Annotated in this window: 20 protein-coding genes; 10 read left to right on the top strand and 10 right to left on the bottom strand. The window is 33.6% G+C overall.

The annotated features are described in order from the left end of the window. Nucleotides 1-3 precede the first annotated feature (3 nt). The 9 genes from AAEO58_RS04550 to AAEO58_RS04510 all read right to left on the bottom strand — a co-directional run bounded on the left by AAEO58_RS04550 (nucleotide 4) and on the right by AAEO58_RS04510 (nucleotide 14265). The gene (locus AAEO58_RS04550) at nucleotides 4-2478 is read right to left on the bottom strand and encodes a beta-mannosidase (RefSeq protein ID WP_341682242.1); all 2475 of its coding nucleotides are present in this window, start codon (nucleotides 2476-2478) and stop codon (nucleotides 4-6) included. A gap of 19 nt (nucleotides 2479-2497) precedes the next feature. Beyond that, nucleotides 2498-3169 (bottom strand): copper homeostasis protein CutC, encoded by a 672-nt coding sequence (locus AAEO58_RS04545; protein WP_341682240.1) that lies wholly within the window; start codon nucleotides 3167-3169, stop codon nucleotides 2498-2500. Then, a complete protein-coding gene (locus AAEO58_RS04540) occupies nucleotides 3169-4167 on the bottom strand; it encodes an isoaspartyl peptidase/L-asparaginase (RefSeq protein ID WP_341682238.1) in 999 nt (332 codons plus the stop codon). The genes AAEO58_RS04545 and AAEO58_RS04540 overlap by 1 nt, the downstream gene beginning before the upstream one ends. Then, nucleotides 4167-6428, bottom strand: a complete 2262-nt coding sequence (locus AAEO58_RS04535) for a glycoside hydrolase family 20 protein (RefSeq protein ID WP_341682236.1) — start codon at nucleotides 6426-6428, stop codon at nucleotides 4167-4169. The genes AAEO58_RS04540 and AAEO58_RS04535 overlap by 1 nt, the downstream gene beginning before the upstream one ends. Nucleotides 6429-6509: 81 nt before the next feature. Continuing rightward, nucleotides 6510-9089: a sodium-translocating pyrophosphatase gene (locus tag AAEO58_RS04530; protein ID WP_341682234.1), complete on the bottom strand. Its 2580-nt coding sequence runs from the start codon at nucleotides 9087-9089 to the stop codon at nucleotides 6510-6512. A gap of 114 nt (nucleotides 9090-9203) precedes the next feature. Further along, on the bottom strand, nucleotides 9204-10064 hold the full coding sequence (locus AAEO58_RS04525; protein WP_341682232.1) for a T9SS type A sorting domain-containing protein: 861 nt from the start codon (nucleotides 10062-10064) through the stop codon (nucleotides 9204-9206). Nucleotides 10065-10129: 65 nt separating this feature from the next. Continuing rightward, entirely contained in the window at nucleotides 10130-10660 is a 531-nt protein-coding gene (locus tag AAEO58_RS04520; protein ID WP_008254763.1) for an inorganic diphosphatase, read from the bottom strand. An 83-nt stretch (nucleotides 10661-10743) separates the two neighbouring features. Then, nucleotides 10744-13227 carry a DUF5686 and carboxypeptidase-like regulatory domain-containing protein gene (locus AAEO58_RS04515; protein WP_341682229.1) on the bottom strand — a complete coding sequence of 828 codons (2484 nt, stop codon included), beginning with the start codon at nucleotides 13225-13227 and terminating at the stop codon, nucleotides 10744-10746. Between the two features lie 60 nt (nucleotides 13228-13287). Continuing rightward, nucleotides 13288-14265, bottom strand: a complete 978-nt coding sequence (locus AAEO58_RS04510) for a pyruvate dehydrogenase complex E1 component subunit beta (protein WP_133610360.1) — start codon at nucleotides 14263-14265, stop codon at nucleotides 13288-13290. Nucleotides 14266-14537: 272 nt separating this feature from the next. Here AAEO58_RS04510 and AAEO58_RS04505 point away from each other — a divergent pair, with 272 nt between their 5' ends. The 9 genes from AAEO58_RS04505 (at nucleotide 14538) to porT (ending at nucleotide 22147) form a co-directional block, all read left to right on the top strand. Beyond that, a complete protein-coding gene (locus AAEO58_RS04505; protein WP_290821894.1) occupies nucleotides 14538-15284 on the top strand; it encodes an electron transfer flavoprotein subunit beta/FixA family protein in 747 nt (248 codons plus the stop codon). A gap of 25 nt (nucleotides 15285-15309) precedes the next feature. Next, nucleotides 15310-16278: an electron transfer flavoprotein subunit alpha/FixB family protein gene (locus tag AAEO58_RS04500; protein ID WP_341682225.1), complete on the top strand. Its 969-nt coding sequence runs from the start codon at nucleotides 15310-15312 to the stop codon at nucleotides 16276-16278. 179 nt (nucleotides 16279-16457) lie between these two features. Continuing rightward, nucleotides 16458-17081, top strand: a complete 624-nt coding sequence (locus AAEO58_RS04495; protein ID WP_111567342.1) for a bifunctional nuclease family protein — start codon at nucleotides 16458-16460, stop codon at nucleotides 17079-17081. 18 nt (nucleotides 17082-17099) lie between these two features. Next, nucleotides 17100-18359: a nucleoside permease gene (locus tag AAEO58_RS04490; protein ID WP_341682221.1), complete on the top strand. Its 1260-nt coding sequence runs from the start codon at nucleotides 17100-17102 to the stop codon at nucleotides 18357-18359. A gap of 79 nt (nucleotides 18360-18438) precedes the next feature. After that, complete coding sequence (locus tag AAEO58_RS04485) at nucleotides 18439-19263, top strand: thymidylate synthase (RefSeq protein ID WP_153200642.1); 825 nt, start codon at nucleotides 18439-18441, stop codon at nucleotides 19261-19263. Between the two features lie 162 nt (nucleotides 19264-19425). Continuing rightward, nucleotides 19426-19944: a hypothetical protein gene (locus AAEO58_RS04480; protein ID WP_341682218.1), complete on the top strand. Its 519-nt coding sequence runs from the start codon at nucleotides 19426-19428 to the stop codon at nucleotides 19942-19944. Nucleotides 19945-20182: 238 nt separating this feature from the next. Further along, the gene (locus AAEO58_RS04475; RefSeq protein ID WP_341682216.1) at nucleotides 20183-20668 is read left to right on the top strand and encodes a dihydrofolate reductase; all 486 of its coding nucleotides are present in this window, start codon (nucleotides 20183-20185) and stop codon (nucleotides 20666-20668) included. 53 nt (nucleotides 20669-20721) lie between these two features. After that, nucleotides 20722-21453 carry a bifunctional demethylmenaquinone methyltransferase/2-methoxy-6-polyprenyl-1,4-benzoquinol methylase UbiE gene (ubiE, locus tag AAEO58_RS04470; RefSeq protein WP_341682215.1) on the top strand — a complete coding sequence of 244 codons (732 nt, stop codon included), beginning with the start codon at nucleotides 20722-20724 and terminating at the stop codon, nucleotides 21451-21453. Nucleotide 21454: 1 nt separating this feature from the next. Further along, nucleotides 21455-22147: a type IX secretion/gliding motility protein PorT/SprT gene (gene porT, locus AAEO58_RS04465; protein WP_341682213.1), complete on the top strand. Its 693-nt coding sequence runs from the start codon at nucleotides 21455-21457 to the stop codon at nucleotides 22145-22147. 3 nt (nucleotides 22148-22150) lie between these two features. Here porT and AAEO58_RS04460 read toward each other — a convergent pair whose 3' ends face one another. Beyond that, nucleotides 22151-22876 (bottom strand): TrmH family RNA methyltransferase, encoded by a 726-nt coding sequence (locus AAEO58_RS04460; RefSeq protein WP_341682211.1) that lies wholly within the window; start codon nucleotides 22874-22876, stop codon nucleotides 22151-22153. A gap of 36 nt (nucleotides 22877-22912) precedes the next feature. Here AAEO58_RS04460 and tamL point away from each other — a divergent pair, with 36 nt between their 5' ends. Continuing rightward, nucleotides 22913-25462, top strand: a complete 2550-nt coding sequence (gene tamL, locus AAEO58_RS04455) for a translocation and assembly module lipoprotein TamL (protein WP_341682209.1) — start codon at nucleotides 22913-22915, stop codon at nucleotides 25460-25462. Nucleotide 25463 lies beyond the last annotated feature (1 nt).

Below are 25463 nucleotides of genomic sequence, written 5' to 3'. Positions count from 1 at the left end.
TTTTTATTTCATTGTATCAAACAACGATTTCACTTTTATCCCTTTTGCAGCTTTCGACAATTTGATGATTCGCTTCTCATTCGGTAATAAATCAAAATAATTATCTCCAAAAAACAATTCATTTTCTGAAGACAGAAAAACATCTTTTGCTAAAACATCTGAAGAAATTTCAATAGTTACTTCATCAATAATTTTGATTTCGATATTTGGTTTTGATAATTTTAAATCTTTTGGTTTATCAAAAAAGAAAGCACTTACAAAATGATTATCGCCTGAAATAAATTCTAATTTTATATATGAATTTTGAGTATCAATTTCCTTTAATGAAGGAAAAGGCAATAAAATAGCTGACACATTTGAACTAGCATCTGATTTACAATACGCCTTTTTCTCCCATAAAAGTTGACCTTTAAAATTTCTGATTTCAGCTTTTAATTCTCCAGCGTAATTTTGCATTCCATCATTGATAACAAAAAACTTATAAATTCTACTATCCGTTACCTCGGCTGACAAAAGCACGTTCTCAAAACTTCGCTTCGCTTGATAATGAAACGCTTTCCAATTTCCATAATAATCCAACGAACTCCATGACGAAACGGGCCAACAATCATTGAATTGCCAATATAACGTTCCCATACAATATGATTTGGCTCTTCTATGGGCTTCAATTGCGATTTTCATGCCACGAGCTTGAAGTAATTGGGAAACATAAGCATAATCTTCAAAATCTTTTGGAACCACATAATCGCGCTCCATATATTCGTTTATGGTTTCATAACCTGTTGGATGTTTTTGATGATTTTTAAAGGCTTCAGAAGTAAAATTCAAGTCCTCTTTTTTCATCACTTTTTGTAAGGTTTCTAAATTGGGCATGCCTTGAAAACCATATTCGCTCATAAATCGTCCAACTTTTTTCTCATAAATTTCAAACGGTTCTTTTCCCCACCAAACGCCCCAATAATGCGAATCGCCTTGAGTTAAACTTTCTTTTCGTCCCCAACCAATCGATGGCGATGAAGACCAATAAATATTCTTTTCTTTCGGAAGTAAACTATCCAAAGTTTTCGGAATCATTCCGTGAAATACTTTTTTGTAATCGTTCCAAATTTGAGTGGAATCAGCTTTAGTATACTTAAACTGTTTTTGCCAACCCCAATTGTGCCAACCTTCGTCGTTTTCATTATTGCCACACCAAATCGCAATACTTGGATGATTTTGCAAGCGATTTACGTTATCAATTACTTCTTGTTTTACATTTTCAACAAATTTTTCATCGCCTGGATACATCGAACAGGCAAACATAAAATCTTGCCAAACTAAAATTCCGTTAGCATCACAAGCTTCATAAAACGCATCATCAAAATAAACTCCGCCACCCCAAACACGTAGCATATTCATATTCGCTTTTTTGGCATTTTCGACTAAAGAAAAATAAGTAGAATCAGAAACTCGCGGTAAAAAACTATCGGGTGGAACCACATTAGCACCTTTCATAAAAACCGATTTTCCGTTTAATTTGAAATAAAAACTTTTCCCAGTTTGATCTTTTTCCTGAATTAATTCGATGGTTTTAAGTCCAATTTTAAGTTCTTTCTCTTCAATTTTTTGTTGATTTTGTTCCAATGAAAAACGGAAAGCGTATTGATGAGGCACGCCCAAACCGTTGCTCCACCATAAAATGGGATTCGGAATCGACAGTGGAACTTTCACCACATTTTGTCCTTTTTTCAAAATAAAAGGAAACGGTTTTTGACCTAATTTAATTTGATACTTTCCTGATTTTTCAGCAAAAATGGTAAAAATGAAATCTAAATCAGCAACCGTTTTATTCAAAACTTTTTGATTGTATTTTACATTTTCAATTTTAGCCGAATTCCAAAATTTCAATTGGACTTTTTTCCAAATTCCAGCCGTTACAAATCGTGGACCCCAATCCCAGCCGAATTGATATTGCGCTTTTCGAACAAAGACACGCTCTTTTTCAGGTAAAGTATAGGATAGTTTTTTCGCTTCTTCTTTTCCTTTTTGAACTGCTGAATGAAAAACTACCTTTAAATGATTGTTTCCAATTTTCAAATGTGATTTGGCAGAAATTGTCCATTTTCGGAACATATTATCCGCTTCTAAAACTACTTTTCCATTCAAAAAAACAGTCGCATAAGTATCCAAACCCTCAAATTCTAAATCAATATTTTGATTTTCTAGTTCGGATTTCGAAAGAGTAAAATGCGTTTCGTATTCCCAGTTTTCATTTTCAATCCACTGTAATTTTTTTTCATTATTTCCAAAAAACGGATCAGGAATTAATTGGTTTTGAAATAAATCGGTGTGAACAGTTCCGGGAATGGTTGCCTTGTGCTTTTTTGCTTCGTTTTGCTTGTTGAATATCCAGTTTTCGGATGACAAATTGCGATAGGAAGTTTGTGCTGAAATCGAACAGCAAATTAGAATCAAAAACAGAAATATTTTTTTAAACATATAAGTCATTTAAGTTCATTTAAGATTGCAACTTTTTCTTCAATTGAACAATTTCCTCTGGACTAGCAATTTCACTTCCATCGGTAATAGCAGAAGAATGAAACCAATTGGCACTTACCACTTCATTTAATTCCAAAACATTGGTCGAACGCAATCCTCCACCGGGCATTATTTCGATGCGATTATTAGCTTGTTTGACTAATTGTTTTAAAACTTCTTTTCCTTCCATCACATTTGGAAAAGTTCCAGAAGTTAGAATCGTTGAAAATCCGCACGAGATAACATCTTCCACTGCTTTTTCGTAATCAGAAATGGCATCAAAAGCACGATGAAACGTACAAGGAAATGGATTTGCCAATTCAACTAAGACTTTATTTTGTTCGATATTAATCGTATTATCATCTTTCAAAATCCCAAAAACAAATCCGTTGACTCCTAATTTCTTGATGGCTTCGATTTCCGATTTCATTTGTTCAAATTCAGCACCAGAATAGATGAAATTCCCTCCTCTTGGTCGAATCATCACATATAAATCAATAGTCAAATTTTCTCGAGCTTGTTGAATTATTTCTACTGTTGGAGTTGTGCCACCAACTGACATGTTTGCGCATAATTCTACTCTATCAGCTCCAGAATTTTGAGCGATTAAAGCGGATTCAAGGTTAAAACAAGCGATTTCTATTTTTTTCATTATTTCAAAAAGTAATTCGCATCAATTAATTTATTTCCGGTTGCGTCATGAACGGCATAATTGAAACCTCCCTGCACACAATACGAACCGTATTCTCCTTTTTTATTTAAAGCGATGAACCCAACTTGGATATCTTTTAGATTTTTTCCTCTGTTTTGCGTCAGTTTTACAATTCGCATCACCGCTTCTTCACAGGCTTTTTGTGGTGATTTTCCTTGACGCATTAATTCTACTACCAAATGACAACCTGTAATTCGGATTACTTCTTCGCCATGACCTGTTGCGGTTGCAGCACCAATTTCATTATCCACATACAAACCAGCACCGATAATAGGAGAATCACCTACTCTTCCGTGCATTTTGAACGCCATGTCGCTTGTAGTACACGCCCCTGATAAATTGCCTTGCGAGTCTAACGCAATCATTCCTATGGTGTCGTGATTTTCAATGTTTGCTTTTGGTAAATATTCACTCGTTTTCAGCCATTCTTTCCATTCTTTTTCGGAAGCTTCTACTAACAAATTTTCTTTTTTGAATCCTTGTGCGATGGCAAACTGCAAAGCACCTTCGCCAACCAACATTACGTGAGGCGTTTTTTCCATGACCATTCTTGCTACTGAAATGGGATGTTTGATGTGTTCCAAACAAGCTACCGAACCTATATTCGAAAATTCGTCCATGATACAAGCGTCTAATGTTACGCGACCATCTCTATCTGGACGACCGCCGTAACCCACACTTCTTTCATTTACATCACCTTCTGGAATTTTTACTCCTGCTTCAACAGCATCTAAAGCGCGACCTTTATTTTTAAGTACTTGCCAAGCGGCTTCATTGGCTTGCAAGCCGAAATTCCATGTTGAAAGCACAATTGGTTTGTTTACTTTTCCTAAATTGATATCCATTTCAGTTTCATCAGATTTTCCATTGAAAGCCTGAAATGCTACGCCAGCTGTTGCTAATGCTGTTGTTTTTAAAAAATTTCTTCTGTTTGTCATTATTCTACACTTATTTCGTCTACAAATAACCAACTGTTGGAACCTGCTCCTGGATTTCCATCTGCAATGATTCCGTTGTTTTCTGCAATGACTTTTATAAATTGAACATTTTGTTTATCGAATTTCACCACAATTTTTCCTTTATTTTCATGAATTTCATTGGAAGAAACAATCGTAATTGGAATATAATTTTCACCATCTTTTGAAACTGAAATTCCGATGCTTTTTGGATAATAAATCCAACTTCCTTCTGATAAAAGTGTGTTGATGCTGATTTTTGAAATCGTTTCTATTTTTCCTAAATCGATAGTGGCATTCATATCTTTTCCCCAAAAGCCTAACCAATCTCTTCCAAATTTAGAAGTGTTTCCTTTCATTCCATCGACCAAAGTAAAAGGCCCCCCAATACCGTAATTTTCATGCGGTTGATGCACCAATTCAATCTTTTTTCCAGTTGATTTTGTAATGAAAAAGTATTGCTCGATGGTGGCACTTTTAGCTTTACCATTCTCGAAGTAAGCCGCTTTTATGGTTTGATTTGAAGTTACTAGAATTGGTTTTTCGTAAGAAATCGAATTTACATTTGGTTCCGAACCATCGATTGTGTATTTAATACCGTTTGGATTTACTGATTTTAATTCGAAAGCCACACCGTTTTCAGCAGGTTGTACTTTGGAAGTTACTTCGAAAATGGCTTTGCTGTAGTTAATTCCTTTTTTATCATAGATTTCAAAATGTGAAATCAATCTTTTTTCAAATTCTTTGTAATCATTTGGATTTGAAGTTCCCCAAACCACTTCGGAAAGTGCTGCTATTCTTGGGAAAAGCATATATTCAACATGTTTTGGCGTATTGATATATTCCGTCCAAAGATTGGCTTGAGCACCTAAAATATATTTCGATTCTTCATGTGAAAGTTCTTTTGGAATGGGATTGAAAGAATACACTTTTTCGACATTGGTATAACCGCCAAAAGCAATCGGTTCGTTTTTAGGTTCGCCTTGATAATGGTCAAAATAACAATGTGAACCTGGTGACATTACTACAAAATGTTTTTGTTTGGCTGCTGCGATTCCGCCTTCGGTGCCGCGCCAACTCATTACGGCAGCGTTTGGTGCTAGTCCGCCTTCTAAAATTTCGTCCCAGCCGATGATTTTTCGACCTTTACTATTGACGAATTTTTCGATTCTTTGAATGAAATAACTTTGCAATTCGTGCTCGTCTTTTAAGTTTTCGTCTTTGATTCTTTTTTGACAATGTGGACAAGTTTTCCAGCGAACTTTTGGGCATTCATCACCACCGATGTGAATGTATTCAGATGGAAATAAAGCGATTACTTCTGTCAAAATATTTTCTAAAAAAGTAAACGTTTCGTCTTTTGGGCAAAAAACATCTTCTAAAACACCCCACGTTTTTCCCACTTCAAATGGTCCACCTTTACAAGAAAATTCAGGATACGATGCTAAAGCAGCTAAAGCGTGTCCTGGCATTTCGATTTCGGGAACAATGGTGATGTGGCGTTCTTTGGCGTAAGCTACAATTTCTTTGATTTCTTCTTGCGTGTAAAATCCACCATAACGAATGTTGTCGAAAGTTTGGTCGGTGTAATGTCCAATCATGGAGCCGTTTCGCCAGGCACCAACTTCGGTTAATTTTGGATATTTTTTGATTTCGATGCGCCAACCTTGGTCATCGGTTAAATGCCAATGAAAGGTATTCATTTTATACATTGCTAAATAATCAATATATTTTTTGATGAAATCTTTTGGAAAGAAATGACGAGAAACGTCTAAATGCATGCCGCGCCATTGGAATTTGGGTTGATCTGAAATAGAAACTTCTTTTAATTTAATTTCACTTGATTTATCATAAGGAATCATTTGTACTAGAGTTTGGATTCCGTAAAAAACCCCTTGATATGAAAAGGCAGAAATATGAATTTTATTTTTCCAAACTTGAATATCGTATTGTTCTCTATCAAAATTTGTAGTATCAGGAATTTTAACACCAAATTGAATACTATTTTTAGAACGATATTTTGATGAGATTTTTAATTCCAATCCTGTTCTATTATAAATTTCATTTTGAAGATACTTTGCTTCAAAAGAATTTTCATCAGCTACGATTACCGTTTCTTTATTTAAAACAAAATGTCCTTTTTTTATTTTGACTGAATGCGGTTTCGGAATTAAATTAAGATTCTGTTGCGCTACGCTAATTACAGAAATAAGCAACAACAAAGTCAGTATTTTATATTTCATTGGAGTTGTGTTTGTTTGGCTAAAATTAAATAAAAAAACCGCACATTGCTGTGCGGTTTTCATTATTTGTGTCGAAAAAGATTATTTTCCTAGTTCAGCAATTTTTGCTTCTACTTCTAAATCGTCGCCTTCAAAAACTTTTTCTTCTGTAGTTTCTTTACCATCTACTTTTTTAGTGATAGTAACAGTTGCTTTTACTTTTCCGTTATCGTCTTTTACTTTTTTTACATCCATTTTAATGATTTCCTCATGCTTTCCATGGTTGCAATTTTCGTCATGAACATGTCCAGCATCGCCGATGAATTTTCCGTTTTCATCATACATTGCCATACATTTTTCTTTACATTCTTGAGAACAGCCATTGTCTTCACACATTTTAGCACATTCTTCTTTTGTCATATCAGCACATTTAGACATATCGCATTTTCCTGTATCGCAACACATCATTTCTGTTTTTGCACAACAAGCTCCTTTTTCAGTTGTAGCACCATGACCTCCTAAGATTGGAGCGATTACTAAACCAATTAAACACGTTAATTTAATTAAGATGTTCATTGATGGTCCAGAAGTATCTTTGAATGGATCTCCAACAGTATCACCAGTTACTGCTGCTTTGTGAGCATCAGAACCTTTGTATGTCATTTCACCGTTAATCATAACTCCAGCTTCGAAAGATTTTTTAGCGTTATCCCAAGCACCACCAGCGTTATTTTGGAACACAGCCCAAAGTACACCTGAAACGGTAACTCCTGCCATATAACCACCTAACATTTCAGCGATTAATTGATTGTTATCAGCGTAAACTAATTTACCTAATAATACAATTGCAATTGGGAAACCGATTGTTAAGATTCCTGGCAACATCATTTCACGTAAAGCGGCTTTTGTAGAAATTTCAACACATTTTCCGTATTCTGGTTTTCCAGTTCCTTCCATAATTCCTGGGATTTCTTTGAACTGACGACGTACTTCGTACACCATGTCCATTGCTGCTTTTCCTACTGAATTCATTGCTAATGCAGAGAAAACTACAGGAATCATACCTCCAATGAATAACATTGCTAATACCGGCGCTTTGAAGATATTAATTCCGTCAATTCCAGTAAATGTTACATAAGCAGCAAATAAAGCTAACGAAGTCAATGCTGCAGAAGCGATTGCGAAACCTTTTCCAGTTGCAGCTGTTGTGTTACCAACTGAATCTAAAATATCTGTACGAGTACGAACTTCTTTTGGTAATTCACTCATTTCAGCGATTCCACCAGCATTATCAGAGATTGGTCCAAAAGCATCAATAGCTAACTGCATAGCTGTTGTTGCCATCATTGCAGAAGCGGCTAAAGCTACTCCGTAAAATCCTGCTAAAGCATAAGTTGACCAGATTGCAGCAGCAAATAAAATTACTGTTGGGAAAGTAGAAATCATACCTGTTGCTAAACCAGCGATTACGTTAGTTCCTGCTCCAGTTGACGATTTTTGTACGATAGCCATAACAGGTTTTGTACCTAATCCTGTATAATATTCAGTTACTGATGAAATAGCTCCACCAACAAATAATCCAATTAAAGATGCATAGAAAACTCTCATTGAAGAAATCTCTTGAATTCCTTCACCAAAGAATGACATTTGCATAGTTTCTGGCAACATGAAAGTAATTAAGAAAAAACAAGCAATAGCTGTTAAAGCAATAGAAACCCAGTTTCCAATGTTTAATGCTTTTTGAACTTGTGCTTCTTTAGCATCGTCGCTTGAAATTTTAACTAACATTGTTCCAATGATAGAAAATAAAATTCCGAAACCTGCGATTGCCATTGGTAATAAAATTGGTCCAATTCCGCCAAAAGCGTCATCGATTTTACCACCCATATCTTTAATTACATAATTTCCTAAAACCATTGCCGCTAAAACAGTTGCTACATACGAACCGAATAAATCGGCACCCATACCTGCAACGTCTCCAACGTTATCTCCAACGTTATCTGCAATTGTAGCAGGATTACGTGGATCGTCTTCTGGAATACCAGCTTCTACTTTTCCTACTAAGTCAGCACCTACATCGGCAGCTTTTGTATAAATTCCTCCACCAACTCTAGCAAACAATGCGATAGATTCTGCTCCAAGAGAGAAACCAGCTAAAGTTTCTAAAACGATAGTCATGTCATCTGTTGATGTCCATTCTCCGTTCATGAAAAATCTAAAGAATATTATAAAGAATCCGGTTAATCCTAAAACTGCTAAACCGGCAACTCCTAACCCCATTACAGTTCCACCACCAAAAGAAACTTTTAATGCTTGTGGTAAACTTGTACGAGCAGCTTGCGTAGTTCTAACATTAGTTTTAGTTGCGATTTTCATTCCAATATTACCTGCATATGCAGAAAATATAGCTCCGAAAATAAATGCAACAACGATTAACCAATGTGTTGTTGGAACAATAAATGAAATTCCCGCAAGAACAACACTTGCTCCAAGAACAAAAAACGTTAATAATTTGTATTCTGCTTTTAAAAATGCTAAGGCTCCTTCGTAGATGTAATCTGAAATTTCTTTCATTTTTCCATCTCCAGCATCTTGTTTAAGGACCCAAGCGCGTTTGACAGCCATAAATGCTAATCCTAATAGCGCCATTACTATTGGCACATAAATCATCATTGATTCCATAAAATAGTTATTTGGTTTTGTTTGTTAATTATAATCTTACTTTAACAAAAATAAACAAAAAAGGCAATTATACTAACGATAATTGCCTTTTTTGATAAAATTGTTGTAAATATTTTATTTAGTTTTTATAATCTTATTTGTAGCAATGCCATTATTAGAATTTACTTTAAAGAAATAAATTCCAGAACTTAATTTATCAACATCAATAGTATTTAATTTGTCTGTTAAAATTTGTGAAAATAATAATTTCCCAAAAACATCATAAATTTCAAGTGTAGAAGTCTCATTTGTAAGCAATTCTATATTTACATATGTTGAAGCAGGATTTGGGTAAACATTTAATTTTGAATTTAAGTCAAAGCTATTTGCACTCAAAACAGGCATACTAACTTGAATTGAATTTATACTATGATTTGTGAAATTTTGACTTCCTTCATATCCTCCTGCAGAAATATAAAACCTTACCTCATCAACGTCATTAAACGCAGCAGTTAAGATAACAGTATTTGGTAAAAATGGATTATTATAACCTTGAAAAGTTGTAGATGCAACTTCAGTTCCATTTTTATATCCTTTAATTGTATTTACTGCACCTTCTGCTTGACTTTCACCCCAATTTAAATATTGAAACTGATTCAATTTGAATTCAGAACCATTTTCAGATTTAATAGCCATTCCTTTTCTTCCAGTTGCCACATTTGCGGTAATACCTGTGTAAGTTCCAGCGGTGTAAAAACCCGCATTTTCCCATGTTAATGGAGTAACCATTGTTCCATTTACATCTGAAATATTATAAATTTGGATATTAAAATCCGAAATATTAACAGAACCACCGTCACCGTCACTGGCAATGTTGTCCGAAGAAATTCCAGTGTTAGTAGTAAATGTTAATGTTGGAGCTGAGCTAAGCGTTTGTGCAGAACTTAATTGAAAAAAGATAATTGCGACTAAAAATAAAATGTAATTTTTTCTCATAAAAAAAGGTATTAAACTTGTTGCACAAACTTAATACCTTTTATTTGATTATTTACAATTGAAGTTTATTTAATACTAAACAATCCTTCTGGTTTATTTTCAATTTCGTTGAAACGATTGGTACATTTCATTAAAATTTCTTTTGCTTCATTAACGTCTCCCCAACCTTCCACGTCAACTTTTTTGTTTTCCAAATCTTTATAAACTTGGAAAAAATGCTCGATTTCTTTAATTAAGTGTGGATTGACATCACTTAAATCGTTCAATTTATTCCAAATTGGGTCAGAAACTGGTACACAAATCACTTTCTCATCTGGTCCTTTGTCGTCTGCCATATGGAAAACACCGATTGGCTTTACTTCCATTACACAACCTGGAAAAGTTGGCTCGTTTACTAAAACCAAAACATCTAATGGATCACCATCTAATGCTAACGTTTCTGGAATAAATCCGTAATCTGCAGGATACATCATTGACGAAAATAACATTCTGTCAAAACGCATTCTTTTTAATTCAAAATCGTATTCGTATTTGTTTCTACTTCCTCTTGGAATCTCAATCAATACATCAAATGTAGTAATTTTATCTGCTGTCATTTTATCTTATGTTTTTAAAACGGGTGCAAAGTTACCACTATAAAACATGAGAAACAAAAGAGTTTTGCAAAAAAAATATAGGTTTAGAAATAAAAACCAAATGAAGCCCTTACAGCAAATTTTCTAGCATCTGGCATTTCTAAGTAACTTCCTCTCCAAGCAAAATCGACACGCAATACTTTAAAAATATTTCCAATACCTGCGTGATATTCCCAGTACACATCTTCTGGCGCAATATACGTTAAACCTGATGCATTTAACATTACATTTTCATCAGAAACTCTTCCGTAAACACCTTTTATTCCAATGATTTCACGTAAATTTAATTTCCTTAAATAAGGAACCCTTGAAAATAATCTTCCGTTAAAATGGTGTTCAAAATGTAAAGAAGCATATTCATCTGCCACAAAATCGTAGTAATCTAATAAGTTATAAGTGTTTTCGATTACAAACCAAGATTGATTTCCAGGAATTACCCCCATTAAACCAAGTGGCACTTCTCCGAAAATTTTTCCGGTTTCGAAAGTGGTAAATAATCGACCAAAACCACCAATCATAGCTGGTTGACGATAATAAAGTTGCAATTTTTGATAATTAAAATCACTATTTAAAACCCCTTTTAAACCATTACTATAACTTAGGAAAACTCGAGCATAATTAAAATCTACATCCATTCTATCAACACCATAACCAACGGTTTTACGTTTTGGAGTATATTCTGCAACAAAATTTATTTCTGATTGCTTTACTTCACTTTTAATTTCGGTTTGAGTCAAATCAGTGTAATAATCTAAGCTAAATTCACTTGATGCCGATTTTAATGTTCTGTAAGTTAAATTCGTTTGGAAAGTAAAATTCTTTGCTGGCTCTATTTCAAATCCTAAAGTTGTAAGATTCACCGACGTCAATTGGTTATTAACACCACTTGCAAAAAGCGCAGACGAAGCAAAACTTCTTCCTAAAACATCATTAGAAGTTGTCAAACTTACTCCCATTTGTTCGACATCGCGACGATTTCCTACGGATAAAATCAATCTTTTGTTTGGATTCACCATCCATCTACCCGAAATTCCATATTTGAATTGGTTATCTCTAAATCCGTAAGCCGTGTAGCCTTGAATGCGCCACTTATCATTTGAACCAAAATAAGTTCTACCACCAGCTCTTATTCGCTGCCCTTCAACATCGTTATATCCAAAGGTTGAAAATATTGGTCCGTAGTCCATTTTCCATTTTGGAATTTCAATATAACCACTTCCTAAAATTGAGGCAAGACTGTAAATTCGTTTAAAACGCGGCACTTCTTTTAAAGTGTCGAGCATTTTGTAAATTCCAGCTTCGTTTTTATTTAAAGCTTCAAATCGATTGGCTTCCCAATATTCGTCGGGTTTGTTAAAAACAGCATTGTCATAAAAATTTACTTCTTGTTTATAGAATTTATCGTCTTTCTTAATATTGAATTTATGATTTTTAGCAAGCGTTGTTCTTTTTCCGTAAACTCCTTTCGATTCTTCTTTTTTAGAAAAACTAAAATCAGACATCATGTAATCTCTTGTCAATAAAAAAACAGAATCATTTAAAACTTCATATTCTTGCTCTATATAAATTTCTTTTACCCAGTTAATATTGGCACTTTTACTGGCTTCTAAATTAATTTTCTTAATAGCAAAAGTGGTATCGTTTACCCAAAAATCACCTTTAAATGTTAGTTCATTTTTACGTCTTGGATAGTAAACAATATTATAACACCATTTGTTATCAATATACATACTATCGTTTAATACATAATTATAAACATTGATTCCTGTTCTTGACAATGGACTTACGAAATCTTTATCGAAAAACTTTAAGTAATTGTCATAGATATCGAAATCAGCATATAAATCTTTGATGAATGTATTTACTCCATCACCTGAACCAAATCCAGAATTTTTATTGGCTTTTGTAATTTCTTTTGTTTTTTTTGCTTCATTATCGCCATAAACTTCACTTAGTGTTTCGTTGATAAAAATTGGCAAATAGGTTTTTCCTGAAATACTTGAAGTGTCAATTTGGTCAAAAACAAATTCCATTCCTTTAAACACTTTACTATTCATGAAAGCAGAATCGATGGTATTTAAGTCAAATTCAACTTTTTCATACTTATCATATTCGTATTGTTTAAACATTTTGAGTCCGTTCTTTCTTCTACGTTCCCAAATTTTTCGCAATATATCGATAGCTGGATTGTTCTTTTTTGATGTTTTACCTGTATAAATTACAACTTCCTTAAGCTCTGTACCCGACTTCAACTCTATTTTTAACCCCGAATTCAAACCAGGCTTTAAATTAATTTCTTTCTTTTCGAATCCCACATAAGAAACCACTAAAGTGGAATAATTCTCTTTAGATTCAAAATAGAAATTCCCATTTTCATCGGTAATTACTCCTTCTTTTGAGTTTTTAAATATAACATTTGCAAAAGCTACAGGATCACCAAATTCATCAGTTACTTTTCCACCAACCTTGGTTTGCCCAATAACTATTGAGCTTAGAAATAAAAAGAATAATACAATTTTTGTCTTCATAGGAAAAAAAAACTTCATCAGAAAGTTACTGATGAAGTTCCAAATATAATAAGTTAATTATTATTTATACATAACTTTTTTCACAGCCTTAATTACATCTTGCGAATTAGGTAACCATTCTTTTAATAAAGTTGGTGAGTAAGGCGCCGGAGTATCTGCAGTTGTAATTCTTTGAACTGGAGCATCTAAGTAATCAAATGCTTTTTCTTGTACCATATAAGTTATCTCAGAAGCAACTGAAGCAAATGGCCAAGCTTCTTCTAAAACTACTAATCTGTTTGTTTTTTTAACCGAATTTAAAATCGCATCGTAATCCATAGGACGAACCGTTCTTAAATCGATAATTTCACAAGAAATATTTTCTTTTGCTAATTCATCAGCCGCAGCGTAAGCTTCTTTAATGATTTTACCAAATGAAACAATTGTAACATCTGTACCTTCTCTCTTGATATCAGCAACACCTAATGGAATAGTGTATTCTCCTTCTGGCACTTCACCTTTATCACCATACATTTGTTCTGACTCCATGAAAATAACTGGATCATTATCACGAATTGCCGATTTTAATAAACCTTTAGCATCGTAAACAGAAGAAGGAACTACTACTTTTAATCCTGGTGTGTTTGCAAACCAGTTTTCAAAAGCTTGTGAGTGTGTTGCGCCTAACTGACCTGCAGAAGCTGTTGGACCTCTAAATACCATTGGCATTGGAAATTGTCCAGCAGACATTTGACGCATTTTTGCTGCGTTGTTGATAATTTGGTCAATTCCTACTAATGAGAAGTTGAACGTCATGAACTCTACAATAGGACGATTCCCATTCATAGCCGAACCTACAGCGATTCCTGCAAATCCTAACTCCGCGATAGGTGTATCAATTACACGTTTTGGTCCAAATTCATCTAGCATCCCTTTTGAAGCTTTGTAAGCGCCATTATATTCTGCTACTTCTTCACCCATTAAATATATTGATTCATCGCGACGCATTTCTTCGCTCATCGCTTCACAAATAGCTTCTCTAAATTGTATCGTTCTCATGAAATTAATTTCTTTGAATTATGATTGGCAAAAGTAAGAAAAATATAATTATTCTAATTCGTTATTAAAAAAAATGGCAACACTTTCTACTAAAACGTTTTAGCGTTAAAAATATTCAATCAAAACACAAAACACAACTCCGTAATTAAACTATTCCTAAAAAAAAGCTAATTTATCTAAGAAAAACATATTTATTATGCGTGCATAGTTTTTATTTAGAAATTATTTTGTATTTTTGGGACAGAAAATATTCACTAACAAAATACATAAAAATGAAAATATTAGTTTGCATCAGTCACGTACCTGATACTACTTCAAAGATTAATTTTGTCAATGGTGACAGTGAGTTTGACACTAACGGTGTTCAATTTGTAATTAATCCTAATGATGAATTTGGTTTAACAAGAGCCATTTGGTTTAAAGAGCAACAAGGAGCAAATGTTACTGTTGTAAATGTTGGTGGAGCTGACGCTGAAGCAACTTTAAGAAAAGCATTAGCAATTGGAGCAGACGAAGCTATTCGTATCAATGCAAACCCAACAGACGGAATGTTTGTTGCAAAACAATTAGCTGAAGTTGTTAAAAACGGAGGTTATGATTTAGTAATTGCTGGAAAAGAATCGTTAGACTATAATGGTGGAATGGTTCCAGGAATGGTTGCTGGATTATTAGGTTTCAATTTCGTAAACGCTTGTGTTGGTATCGACGTAAATGGAAACGAAGCAAAAGTAACTAGAGAAATTGACGGTGGAAAAGAAACTATTTCTGCAGGTTTACCATTAATTATTGGTGGTCAAAAAGGTTTAGTAGAAGAAAAAGATTTACGTATTCCAAACATGAGAGGAATCATGATGGCAAGAACTAAAGCTTTAACTTTAGTAGAACCAACTGGCGACGCTACTGCAACCAAAGCTGTTAAATTTGAAAAACCGGCTGCTAAATCAGCAGTTAAATTAGTAAATGCTGACAACTTAGATGAGTTAATTAACTTATTACATAACGAAGCGAAAGTTATCTAATTTCAAACCTAAAAATTAAAGAATCATGTCTATATTAATATATGCTGAATCAGCAGAAGGAAAAATTAAAAAAGTAGCATTCGAATTAGCTTCTTACGCAAAAAAAGTAGCTGCTTCAATGGGAACAACAGTTACCGCTGTAACTATTAACAACTCTGACAACAGTGCTTTAGCTGCTTACGGAGTAGACAAAGTTTTAAACGTTTCTAACGATAAATTAAACAATTTTAGCGCAAAAGCATATGCTGATGTAATTGCTCAAGCGGCTAAAAAAGAAGGAACTCAAATTGTATTGGTTTCTTCAACTACAGATAGTTTATATTTAGCTCCACTTGTAGCGGTAGCTTTAGAAGCAGGTTATGCTTCAAATGTTGTAGCGTTACCAGAAAGCACTTCGCCTTTCCAAGTAAAAAGAACTGCTTTCTCAAACAAAGCGTTCAATATTACTGAAATTTCAACTCCAGTAAAAGTATTAGGAATTGCTAAAAACTCTTTCGGATTAGTAGAAAATGCAGCTGCTATGACTGAAGAAAGTTTCGCTCCATCATTAAATGATGCTGATTTCGGGATCAAAGTTGAAAACGTAGAAAAAGTAACTGGAAAAGTAACTATCGCTGATGCTGAAATCGTAGTTTCTGCAGGTCGTGGAATGAAAGGTCCAGAAAACTGGGGAATAATTGAAGAATTAGCTTCTGTTTTAGGTGCTGCAACAGCATGTTCTAAACCAGTTTCTGACATCGGATGGAGACCTCACAGTGAGCACGTTGGACAAACTGGAAAACCAGTAGCTTCTAACTTGTACATTGCAGTTGGAATCTCTGGAGCAATCCAACACATTGCAGGTATTAACTCATCAAAAGTAAAAGTAGTTATCAACACAGATCCAGAAGCACCTTTCTTTAAAGTAGCTGATTATGGTGTTGTAGGTGATGCTTTCACTGTTGTACCTCAATTAATTGAAAAATTAAAAGCATTTAAAGCAAGCAACTCGTAACAAAATAGTTGTTTAAAAAATATATTAAATTAAAATTAGAGTTATCTTTGTTTAGATAGCTCTTTTTTTTATTTTTGGAGCAAATGGCTAACCGTTTTTCTGTTAGCCATTTTCTGACTTTGTGATGGTGTTTAAAAATCCAAATCAGGCATCAAAGAAATGATAATTAACAATTTGAAATGAGTTTAGTAAAATTAACTATAAAAGGTATTTCCTATAGCCAAACGCAAAACGGAGCTTATGCCTTAATCTTAAATGAAGTGGATGGTGATCGAAAACTACCTATCGTTATCGGTGCTTTTGAAGCTCAATCTATTGCTATTGCTTTAGAAAAAGAAATCAAACCACCTCGCCCACTTACACACGATTTATTTAAAAGTTTTGCCGACCGATTTGACATCGTGGTAAAACAAGTGATTATTCATAAGTTAGTTGATGGTGTTTTCTATTCGAGTATTATTTGCGAAAGAGACAAAATCGAAGAAATTATCGACGCTAGAACTTCAGATGCTATTGCGTTAGCGTTACGCTTTAATGCTCCTATTTTTACTTACAAAAACATTTTAGATAAAGCCGGAATTTACCTAAGCATCAATCCTTCTGAAAATGCCGAAAACCAGGAAAACGATGACATTCTTTCTACTCCAGAAACTTTTGGACAAGAAGATGTAGTTGTTCCTGCCGACAGTTATTCAGGATATTCGCTAAAAGAATTATACGAAAAATTAGACGAAGCTGTGCAAAACGAAGACTACGAAAAAGCAGCAAAAATTAGAGATGAAATCTCAAAAAAAGAATCTTAATACTTTAACTATAACAGTATGAATGTAAAATTCAGATTAACGATAATGAACTTTTTCCAGTTCTTCGTTTGGGGAGCTTGGCTTATCACAGTAGCAAATTATTGGTTTGGAACTAAAAATTGGGATGGAGCACAATTTGGAGCTATTTTTTCTACTATGGGAATTGCTTCGATTTTTATGCCAACCCTTTGCGGAATTGTTGCCGACCGATGGATAAATGCTGAAAAATTATACGGAGCGCTTCATATTTTAGGAGGTTTAACACTTTTATATGTTCCACAAGTTAGCAATCCATCTGATTTCTTTTGGGTGATTTTAGTAGCGATGATTTTCTATATGCCAACTATTGCTCTTTCAAATTCAGTTGCTTACAACGCCTTGAAAAAAGGTGGTTTAGATGTGGTGAAAGACTTTCCACCTATTCGCGTTTGGGGAACTATTGGTTTTATTGTAGCCATGTGGATTACCAACTTAACCGGAAACAAAGCTTCTGAAAATCAATTTTACATTGCTGCCATTGCTGCTATTTTCTTAGGATTATACTCCTTTACATTACCAAAATGTGAACCAGAAGGAAATACCACAGAAAACAAATCATTTATGGAACTTATGGGATTAAGTTCGTTTAAATTATTTGCCGATTATAAATTAGCCTTATTCTTTGTATTCAGTATGTTTCTTGGAGCAGCTTTACAATTAACGAATGCTTATGGTGATGTATTTTTAGATGATTTTAAACACGATCCTGTTTACGCTGATTCATTAGTAGTAAAATATTCGACTTTAATTATGTCGATTTCTCAAATTTCAGAAACCTTATTCATCTTAGCGATTCCGTTTTTCTTAAAACGTTTTGGAATCAAACAAGTAATGTTGTTTAGTATGATTGCTTGGGTATTACGTTTCGGATTATTCGCTTACGGTAATCCAGGAGACGGATTATGGATGATTATTTTATCTTGTGTGGTTTACGGAATGGCATTTGATTTCTTTAACATTTCAGGTTCATTATTCGTAGAAACCTCAACCGATTCTAAAATTCGTTCTTCAGCTCAAGGATTATTTATGATGATGACTAACGGTTTCGGTGCGGTTTTAGGAAGTGTTGTCAGCGGACAAATCATCAGCATGTATTTTACAGATGCTGCAACAGGAGAAAAAGATTGGCACAACATATGGTTAACTTTTGCTGCTTACGCTTTAGTAATTGCAATTGCTTTTGCTATTCTATTCAAGCACAAGCATAACCCAAAGGATGTAGCTAATATTACACATTAATTTTATTATTGAAATAAGTTGTTGAAGATTTCAAAAACTTCTGACTTCTAACTTCTAACTTCTGACTTCTGACTTAAAAATGCAACAATATCACGATTTAGTAAAACACGTATTAGCAAACGGCAACCAAAAAGGCGACCGTACAGGAACTGGAACCTTAAGTGTGTTTGGTTACCAAATGCGTTTTGATTTAAGCGAAGGTTTCCCAATGGTAACCACTAAGAAACTACACTTAAAATCGATTATTTACGAATTGTTGTGGTTTTTAAATGGTGACACGAACATCAAATATTTACAAGAAAACGGAGTGAAAATTTGGGACGAATGGGCGGATGAAAATGGCGATTTAGGTCCAGTTTATGGACACCAATGGCGCAATTGGAACAGCGAAGAAATTGACCAAATTACCGAATTAATCGAAACGCTAAAAACCAATCCAAACAGTAGAAGAATGTTGGTTTCTGCCTGGAATCCTAGTGTTTTGCCGGATACTTCGGTTTCGTTTGCTGAAAATGTTGCCAATGGAAAAGCCGCTTTGCCTCCGTGTCATGCTTTTTTTCAATTTTATGTGGCGGATGGAAAATTAAGTTGTCAGTTGTACCAACGCAGTGCTGATATTTTCTTAGGTGTTCCTTTTAATATTGCGTCTTATGCTTTGTTTACGATGATGATTGCACAAGTTTGTGATTTACAAGTAGGCGAATTCATCCACACCTTTGGTGATGCGCATATTTACAACAACCACATGGAGCAGTTAGAATTACAATTGTCTCGTGAGTGCCGACCATTACCAACAATGAAATTAAACCCAGAAATTAAAAATATTTTCGATTTCAAGTTTGAAGATTTTACGTTAGAAGGTTATGACCCACATCCGCATATTAAGGGAGTTGTGGCGGTTTAAAAAAAATCAATAAACGCAACTAAGTAGCGCCAATCTACCCATATTTGGGTGTATATGCGAAACTTTATAGCGCATATATACAAGTTAGCGGATATTTTGGGACGAAAATTGCGTATAAGAAATATTAAAAAAAATAGAAATTGAAACATTGAATATAACGTTATGAAATTAAAACTTTTAAAAATAATCTTTGCGATATTTATCTTTTCAAATTTATCTTTTGGACAATCTAAATCACCATTTTTAATTAATAACGAATTGTTCGAATTACCAGGAAAATGGAAACATATTGGAAAAATTGAGAATTCTGCTCAATGGGGTTTTGCAAATGAAAAGTTAAAACTCACATTGCTTATAAATGTTAGAAAACCAGAAAATTTTGAATTTTACAACAAAGAATTATCTGAATTTGAATTTTTAAATAAATTCTACATCTGGGAAACCGAATTTTGGGCAAAAGATGATAAAAATGTAGAAATTGAAAAAATTGAAACAAACGAACAAGAAAAATATATAATTTGGAGATTAAAGATTATAGATAAAAATATTGAAAGTTTCATTTTTAGCGGAATAAGAAATAACAAATTAATTGGAATAAGTTTATCCGACGAGAATAAAAAAAAGCCGAAAAGCAGAACCGAAAAAATTGAATTTCTGAAAAACATATACTTTAAAAAATAAAAACATCCGCTAACAGGCGTTTGGCAAGATTGCGAATTTTGTGGTGAATTCACGTTTATTTCTCGCAAGAAATTTTATCTTTGATAGAAAATAATCGGTTCCGAAGTTCGCAACCTCGCCAAGCGCCGGAACGTTAAAAATCAACCTCAAAAGTCATTTATGGCTACTCGCCATTTTTAAAGTGTAAAGGAAAATAATTCCTCACAAAATACTTATCTTAGCACTTCAAATAATTTCTATGTTAACCATAATCGCAGCCGCATCCGAAAACAATGCTTTAGGAAAAGATAATCAATTGGTTTGGCATTTGCCAGATGATTTTAAGCGTTTTAAAAGTTTGACTTCAGGACATTATATTGTGATGGGGAGAAAAACTTTCGAAAGTTTCCCGAAACCGTTACCAAATCGTACGCATATTATCATTACTAGACAAAAGGACTACGAAGTTCCAGAAGGTTGTTTAGTAGCGAGTAGTTTACAAAAAGCTATTGATTTGTGTCCAAAAGAGGAAGAAGTTTTCATCATTGGTGGAGGCGAAATCTATAAGCAATCCATCGAAATTGCGGATAAAATCGATTTAACGCGTGTGCATACTACCATTGAAGCGGATACTTTTTTCCCAGAAATTGATACTGATAAATGGGAATTAGTTTTCGAAGAATTCCACACTAAAGACGAAAAACACGATTACGATTTTACTTTTTTAACGTATGTTAAAAGGTAAAATTTTTAAGTTCTTGATTATTAATCGTACTTTTGTTGTCCAAAATTAAGAAAATGTCAAAAAATATAACGCCATACAAAGATTCAGAATTAGGTAAAAAAGAACAAGTTGCTCAAATGTTTGACAACATTTCTGGCAACTATGATGGTCTTAATAAAGTAATTTCTTTTGGCACCGATGCAAAATGGAAGCAAAAAATCTTGAAAATGGTAACGGCAAGTCAGCCAAAATCTATTTTAGATATTGCAACTGGCACGGGTGATTTGGCTATTTTATTTGCAACAACTTCTGCTACTGAAATCATTGGTTTAGATATTTCGCAAGGCATGTTAGACATTGGGAAGAAAAAAATTGCTGCCCAACATTTGGATTCAAAAATTCAAATGGTCTTAGGTGATGGCGAAAACATTCCGTATCCTGATAATTATTTTGATGTAATCACCGTAGCTTATGGCGTTCGTAATTTTGAAAATCTTGAAAAAGGTTTGTCAGAAATCTTAAGAACATTAAAACCTAACGGACAATTTATTATTTTAGAAACTTCGGTTCCTACTAAATTTCCGTTCAAACAAGGTTATGCTTTTCATTCAAAAGTAATTTTACCTTTAATCGGAAAATTGTTTTCTAAAGACAAAACCGCTTACACATACTTATCAAATTCAGCAAACGAATTTCCGTTTGGAGAAGTATTGAACAATATTTTGAGAAAAATTGGGTTTATAGATGTAAAGCATCTACCTCAAACATTTGGAGTAGCTACTATTTATCAAGCATCTAAAAAATAATATGAAGAAGTTTTTATTTTTATTACTTTTTTCCCCTATCCTTTTTGCTCAGGAAGGCATGTTTAGCAAAGACCCAATTATCAATAAAGAAAATTGGAACAAACAGCGCGTTCACTGGGGTTATTACCTTGGATTTAATAGTTTGGATTTTAAAACCGATTATTTATCCGTTACCGAAGATATTGAAGTAGGAACAACTACTGGTTTTAATGTAGGTTTAATCGGAAATCTTAGGTTGGCTGAGTATTTCGATTTACGTTTTGAACCTGGTTTAGTTATAACCCAACGTAATTTAACCTTCCCTAACATTATCGATACTGGGGATCGTTTAAGAGAAGTGAAGTCAACTTATATTTTCTTTCCTGTATTACTAAAATATTCTGCTTTACGAACTGGCAATGTTAGACCTTATTTAGTGGGTGGTGTTTCAACTGCTTTAAATCTTAGTAGTAATGCGGCTTCTCCAGATGACAATTTGAATAATCGTTTTAGAATGACCAAATGGACTAATTTCTACGAAGTAGGATTTGGAATTGATTTATATTTGGAATATTTCATTTTTTCACCATCTATCAGAGGTGTCTTTAGTATGAACGATGAGTTAATTCGCGACAACGACCCTAATAGTCCTTGGACAGGAAATGTGCATGAGATGAAAACGCGTGGTTTCTTCATCAATTTTTCTTTCCACTAAGAGTTAACTTCGTTTAAATTCGCTCAGAATAATGGCTGTAGCGGTTGCAACATTTAAACTTTCTGTAACTTGAAGATTTCCAAAACGTGGAATGGCAATTCGTTCAGAAACTAACTTTTCAACTGAAGACGAAATTCCGTTCGCTTCATTCCCCATGATAATAATTCCTTCTTTTGGTAATTTTTCTTGGTAAATATTTTTTCCATCCATAAAAGTACCAAAAACAGGCAGCTTAGATTTTATTAAAAACGTTTCTAAATTTCCATACACCACATTTACTCTACTGATTGAACCCATAGTAGCTTGAACCACTTTTGGATTATAAATATCTACCGATTCTTCCGAACAAAACAACGTTTCAATTCCAAACCAGTCGCACAAACGAATAATTGTTCCTAAATTTCCAGGATCGCGAACATCATCTAAAGCTACAATTAGTCCCTTTTCAACGAAATCTTTTGATTTTGGCATTTTAAAAACCGCCAAACAAGTATTTGGAGTAGTTAAAGCACTGATTTTCTTTAACTCGGCTTCAGAAATGGCATGAACTTTGTCTTTTGAAACTGTAAGAAAATCTTGCTTTGTTGTAAATAAATCTTGTAATTCAAAGTTAGAATTCAGCAATTCTTGAACTACCTTTACACCTTCGGCAAAGAAAAGTTGTTCTTGTTTTCTATATTTTTTTTGCTGTAAACTCGTTATTAGTTTAATTTGGTTTTTACTAACCATAAAAATTGTATTTTTGACTAACTTTTAAAAAGTGCTTTGAGAAATAATTTATCAAAAATAACATTATTATTTGTAATCGGAACAATAATTTATTCGTGTTCGTTAGTGAAGCGAGTACCCGAAAGTGAAAAGTTATTGACCAAAAACGAAATCTTCGTTAATGACGAATTGAACAAGGAAGACCGCATTAATAATTTAGTGGTACAACAACCTAATACTAAATTTTTAAATTACCCATTTGGACTAACCTTATACAATGCTGCAAAACCAAATCCGGATTCTTCTTACCAAGCTTGGTTGAACAAAAAACCCAATAGAATAAAAAATCTGAATCGTTTTTTATCTGCCAAACAAGTGAATCGATTAGGTAAATCTTTTTTCGTTAGTGGATTATCTAATTTCATGAAAGAAACAGGAGAAGCACCTGTTATTATTGATGAAAAAAAAGCAATACGTTCTAAAGAAAGATTGAGTGGATTTTATTACAACAACGGATTTATTAGAAATACAGTTACAATGTCTATTGATTCTCTTGGAAAGAAAAAGGGAAAAATAGTTTATAAAATAACTACTGGAAAGCCTTACTTTATTGATTCCATTTCTAAATTTATTGAAACTCCAGCAATTGATAGCATGTACACGCTTCAAGAAAAAAAGAGTTTTATAAAAAAAGGCGATCAGTATTCTTATCTTAATTTTGACAATGAAAGAAAAAGAATCACTCAATATCTAAGAAATAATGGTGTGTACCATTTTCAGGAAAGTAACGTAAAATATGATGCTATCATAGATGATTCGGTTCAAAAAATGGACATCAATTTAAAAATTGAAGACCGTTATGTAAAAGATGGCGACACCTTAACAAAGCGTCCATTTACAGTTTATAAAATTAGCCAGGTTAATATTTTTACTAATAATACTTCAAAAAAAGAACGCAATCAGTTTAATGATAGTGTAACGTATCGAAATTTTAATATTTACAGCGCAGGTAAATTAAAATACAAACCTAAAGCTATCACAAACGCCATTTTTATTGAAAAAGGGAAATTATTTAGCGACAACGACAGAACGTTAACTTCAAAATCGTTAAGCAATTTAAAGGTTTTTAATTATCCAAACATTGAATATGTTGAAGACCCTAGTGACAGCACAAACACTTCGCTTATTGCTAACATTTATTTGATGAGTAAACCAAAATATATTTGGCAACCTTCTATTGATGTTACAACTTCCGATGTACAAGAATTTGGAATTAGCGGCAGAATGGCATTTACATGGAGAAACTTATTTAAAAGAGCCGAAACATTTGAGTTATCAGCAAAAGGAAACATTGGTTCTTCTAAAGATTTGGCCAATCCAAATAACGTGTTTTTCAATATTTCTGAATATGGTGTAGAAGGAAAATTAAGTTTTCCAAGAATTGTTTTCCCTTTAGATACAAGAAAAATCATCAAAAAAGAAATGCTGCCTACCACCAATGCGAACATTGGTTTAACCAGTCAAAGAAATATTGGTTTAGACAAGGAAAACTTAACAGGAGTTTTTAATTATAATTGGACTCCAAAACAAAAAAACACCATTCGATTTGACTTATTAAACATTCAGTTTATTAAAAACTTGAATCCTGAAAACTACTTTAACGTTTATACTTCTTCCTACAACACTTTAAATGATTTAGCACAGGATTACAATATTGACCCTGCTAACTTTGAAAATGGAAATTTAACAACACAAGGAGCTGTAAATTTCATCAATGATGTTGAAAACGGAAGTACTTCTTTAAACCCAAGCGACCAAGATTATAAAGTCATACGAAGTATTGGCGAAAGAAGAGAACGTTTAATAGAAAACAACTTAATTGTTTCTTCTGGTATAACATTCTTCCGAAACACTAAAGCAAGCTTATTAGACAATAGTTTTTATTCGATACGAACTAAAATCGAATCCGCAGGAAATGTGCTTTCACTATTAGCGGGTACAAAAAACGAAGATTTGAACCAAAACGGTAACGAAACCATGTTTGGAATTGAATATTCGCAATACATAAAAGGGGAAATCGATTTTATCAAACACTGGGATTTTGGCAAGAAAAACACCTTAGCTATGAGAGCTTTTGCTGGCTTAGCAGTTCCGTTTGGTAATGCTCAATCGATTCCTTTCTCGCGAAGTTATTTTTCTGGAGGTTCAAATGATAACAGAGGTTGGCAAGCCTATAGTCTAGGACCAGGTCGAAGTGGCGGAATTAATGACTTTAACGAAGCCAACTTTAAATTAGCCTACAGTTTAGAATACCGTTTTAGAGTGGGAGGAAATTTCTACAGTGCCTTTTTTGCCGATATTGGAAACATTTGGAATGTATTTGATAATATTACAGATGAAGACTATACTTTTAACGGATTTAGCTCATTTGAAGATTTAGCATTTGGTTCTGGAATTGGTCTACGATATGATTTTGACTTCTTTGTTTTCCGTTTCGATTTAGGTTACAAAGCCTACGACCCAGGAAGAGAAGTCGGCGACCGATGGTTAAAAGGGGTGAACTTTAGCAAAACAGTGCTAAATTTTGGTATTAATTATCCGTTCTAAT

The organism is Flavobacterium helocola, assembly GCF_038289885.1.
In the GTDB taxonomy this organism is placed as follows: Bacteria; Bacteroidota; Bacteroidia; order Flavobacteriales; family Flavobacteriaceae; genus Flavobacterium; species Flavobacterium cheniae.
The sequence above is the reverse complement of the archived record's forward strand: the minus strand, read 5'-3'. Positions and strand labels throughout refer to the sequence as shown.